Origin of the sequence: Burkholderia sp. E168m23, from assembly GCF_016586125.1 — a bacterium.
GTDB classification, from domain to species: Bacteria; Pseudomonadota; Gammaproteobacteria; order Burkholderiales; family Burkholderiaceae; genus Burkholderia; species Burkholderia orbicola.
On the sequence record NZ_BCPP01000723.1, the window covers coordinates 1 to 3730 of the forward strand.

Here is a 3730-nt window from a genome sequence, read left to right on the forward strand (position 1 = left end):
AAGTGAAAAGCGCGATCGCCCGGCAGATGGACGAGCTGTCGTACTACCAGACCTTCGACGGCGTCGCCCATCCGCGCGTCTACGATCTGGCCGACCGCCTGTGCGCGATGTTCGCGCAGGAGGACATGCAACGGGTGATGTTCGGCAGCGGCGGGTCCGACGCGATCGAGACCGCGCTCAAGATGGCGCGCCAGTACTGGGTCGCCGCGGGCGAGCCGTCGCGCACGAAATTCCTGTCGCTGCGCAACGGCTATCACGGCGTGCACATGGGCGGCACGTCGATCGGCGGCAACGGCGTCTACCATTACAATCACGGCCCGCTGCTGCCCGGCTGCGTGCTGCTCGACACGCCGTGGCTCTATCGCAATCCGTGGAACTGCGACGACCCGCAACAACTCGTCGAGCACTGCATCCGGCAGCTCGAGGAAACGATCGCGTTCCACGGCCCGCAGACCATCGCCGCATTCGTCGCCGAACCGGTGCAGGGCGCCGGCGGCCTGATCGTCCCGCCGGCCGATTACTGGGCGCGCGTGCGCGCCGTATGCGACCGCAACGGCATCCTGCTGATCGCGGACGAGGTGGTCACCGGCTTCGGCCGCACCGGCAGCCTGCTCGGCAGCCGCGGCTGGGGCGTCGCCGCCGACATCCTGTGCGTCGCCAAGGGCATTTCCGCCGGCTACGTGCCGCTCGGCGCGACGCTGTACAACGGGCGGATCGCCGACGCGATCGAACATGGCGCGGGTTTCTCGCACGTGGTCATGCACGGCTATACGTACAGCGGGCATCCGCTCGCCTGCGCCGCGTCGCTCGCCGTGCTCGACATCGTCGAGGCCGAGGATCTGCCGGGCAACGCGGCGCGGGTGGGCCAGCGCCTGCTCGAGCAATTGCTGCCGCTGAAGGCCGACTTCGAGACCGTCGGCGACGTGCGCGGCAAGGGGCTGATGCTGGCGCTCGATCTGGTGACCGACAAGGCCAGCCGCACGCCGCTCGATCCGGGCCTGGGGTTCGCCGCCCGCGTGGCCGATGCCGCGCGCCGGCGCGGCGTGCTGGTGCGGGCGATCGCCAACAAGGTGGTGATGTCGCCGCCGCTGACGTTGCAGCAAGGCGAAGCCGACTTCATGGCCGTGACGCTGCGCGAGGCATTGCAGGAGTGCTGCGCGGATTCGCGGGCGATCGCCTGACCGCAGGAAGCAGCCCGGCGCACGGACTTTTCGTCGAAGGTTCGTGCGCCTCGCCATCCGGCCTCGGTTCGACGAAGATCGCCACGGGACGTCGAAGTCGACGATCGGCATCCCGCCTGTCGCAATGTCGTTTCAAAGGAAGACAAGTCAAATGGACAACCAGGCCATTGCATTCCCCGCGGAGAAATACCCGCTCACGCTTCGGCTGCTGCACTGGGTCAGGGCGATCCTGATCGGCGCGCAGCTCTGGACCGGCTGGACGATGGTCCGGCTCGACGACAACCTGCCGGCCAAGTTCGACTGGTATTACCCGACCCACAAGGAATTCGGCGTGCTCACGCTGCTGGTGGTCGTCACGCAACTGGCGATTCGTTCGATGAAGCCGTTGCCGCCGCTGCCTTCCACGCTGCCGACGCTCGACCGCAAGCTTGCCAAGATCGGCCACTACCTGCTGTACGCGCTCGCGATTATCGTGCCGCTGATGGGTTATTCGATGTCCAGCACGTTTACGCAGAGCGACGGCGTGCCGTTCTTCTTTTTCCGCGTACCCGAGCTGCTGCCGAAGAACGACCACTGGTTCGAGGCGTTTCAGTGGTTGCATAAGACGCTCGCCTACACGTTGCTCGCGCTCATCGTGCTGCATGTACTCGGCGCGCTGAAACACCGGTTCTTCGATCGCAATCCGGAAAACGACGTGCTGCGGCGGATGCTGTAACGCCGCCGCCACGCGGAACCTCGCGCCCGGCGAGGTTCGTCATTCGGTCCGCCGCGATCGCGGCGGGCCGATCTTCTTCGCATTTTATATTTCGTTTTACTAACGACAAGCGGACTTGCCACACGTGTCCGGTGCCGCCGCATGCCGTCGGAAACCGCGCCGCGTGGGCCGTCCCCACCTGGAGATCGACGATGAAGAAGATGATGGCGGCCGTATCGGCCGCGAGCGCCATGGGATTCGGCCTGACGGCCCATGCGCAAAGCACCGTGACGCTATACGGCCTGATCGACGAAGGCGTCAATTTCACGAGCAACGCGGGCGGCAGCAAGGCTTACCAGATGGTCAGCGGCGATACCGTGGGCAGCAACTGGGGGCTGAAAGGCACCGAGGACCTCGGCGGCGGGCTGAGAGCGCTGTTCCAGCTCGAGAACGGCTTCAACGCGAGCACCGGCGCGCTCGGCGTGACGTCGCGGATGTTCGGCAGGCAGGCCTACGTCGGGCTTGATTCCGACCGGTTCGGCACGCTCACGTTCGGCCGCCAGTACGACCCCACGCTCGACATGTGGAGTCCTTTCACGGCCACCGGCAACTGGCTCGGCGACTTCGGCGCGCACCCGTACGACAACGACAACGCCGACTGGGACTACCGCATCCAGAACAGCGTCAAGTACGTGTCGCCCACGTATGGCGGCTTCAAGGGCGAAGTGCTCTACGGGCTCGCGAATCAGGCGGGCGGCTTCGCGCGAAACCGCGTTTACAGCGCCGCCGTGCAGTACCAGGCCGGCGCATTTTCCGCCGCCGTCGCGTACCTGAAGGCCAACAACGGCGGCGCAATCGCGGGCGGCGCATTGTCGAGCGACGACACGGTCTTCAGCGGCCGCTCGCAGCAGAACATCGATGCCGGCGCATCGTACAAGTTCAGCGACAAGCTGACGCTGTCCGCCGCGTATTCTCACGTCGACGTGACCAACCCCGAGTCGAATCTCTACTTCACGAACCAGCCCGCGGCAGGCTCGCAGAACGCGTGGAAATTCGACAACTTCGAGGTCAACGGCCAGTATTTCTTCCGGCCGGATCTCTGGCTAGGCGCCGCCTATACCTACACGCATGCGCATGTCGCGACGGCGGCGGGCGATGCGTCGCCGAGCTGGCACCAGCTGTCGATGATGCTCGACTACGATCTCAGCAAGCGGACCTCGACGTACATCCAGGGCGCGTACCAGCATGCGACCGGCAACACCGGCACCGACTTCGACTACGCGCACGTGCTGGGCACGGCCGGGCAGTCGTCGGGCCGCAACCAACTGGCGTTGCGCGTCGGGATGATGCATCGTTTCTGAATCCAGTGGAAAAACACGGACTCGCGCGTGGCGCACGCGCCAGCCCGTGTGTTCCCGCGTCGTCAGAACTGATGCCGCAGCCCGAGCCGAACGGCGGTCTGCGTCGAGCCGGACGCCGCCCCGCCGAGCGCCGCTTCGACCTGCGCGCCATACGCGCTGTCGTGCCCGCGTGCGAATACCGCGTAAAGGCCGGTACGTTTCGACAGCGAATAGTCGGCGCTCAACGTGACCTGGTTGGCCGAGCCGATATCGCCGCCGCGCTGCTGGTACTGGAAACCGCCGCCCAGCTGCAACGACGGCGTGACGGCATAGGTCAACCCGGCGTCATAGGTGGTGGCCCGCAACGGCGCGGCGGCGCTGATCCGGACGTCCGACACCATCCCGAAGACACGAAACGGCCCGACGTTGTAGCCGGCACCGCCCGAAAAGTTGCGCAGATTGCCGCCGGCGGTCACGTCATGCTGGCCGAAATACGCGAGCGCGGCGCTGAACGC

Annotated in this window: 4 protein-coding genes; 3 read left to right on the forward strand and 1 reads right to left on the reverse strand. The window is 66.1% G+C overall.

What is annotated here, in order from left to right; all coding sequences use genetic code 11:
• The 3 genes from JMF90_RS28255 to JMF90_RS28265 form a co-directional block, all read left to right on the forward strand.
• Window positions 1-1181, forward strand: a 1181-nt coding sequence (locus JMF90_RS28255; protein ID WP_201325713.1) for an aminotransferase class III-fold pyridoxal phosphate-dependent enzyme, incomplete at its 5' end; no start/stop codon positions are given.
• A gap of 151 nt (window positions 1182-1332) precedes the next feature.
• Window positions 1333-1896: a cytochrome b gene (locus JMF90_RS28260; protein ID WP_011549875.1), complete on the forward strand. Its 564-nt coding sequence runs from the start codon at window positions 1333-1335 to the stop codon at window positions 1894-1896.
• Between the two features lie 191 nt (window positions 1897-2087).
• Window positions 2088-3236: a porin gene (locus tag JMF90_RS28265; protein WP_011549876.1), complete on the forward strand. Its 1149-nt coding sequence runs from the start codon at window positions 2088-2090 to the stop codon at window positions 3234-3236.
• 62 nt (window positions 3237-3298) lie between these two features.
• Here the strand turns inward: JMF90_RS28265 and JMF90_RS28270 are convergent.
• Window positions 3299-3730 (reverse strand): porin (locus JMF90_RS28270; RefSeq protein ID WP_201325714.1); only part of this gene is annotated, 432 nt, incomplete at its 5' end.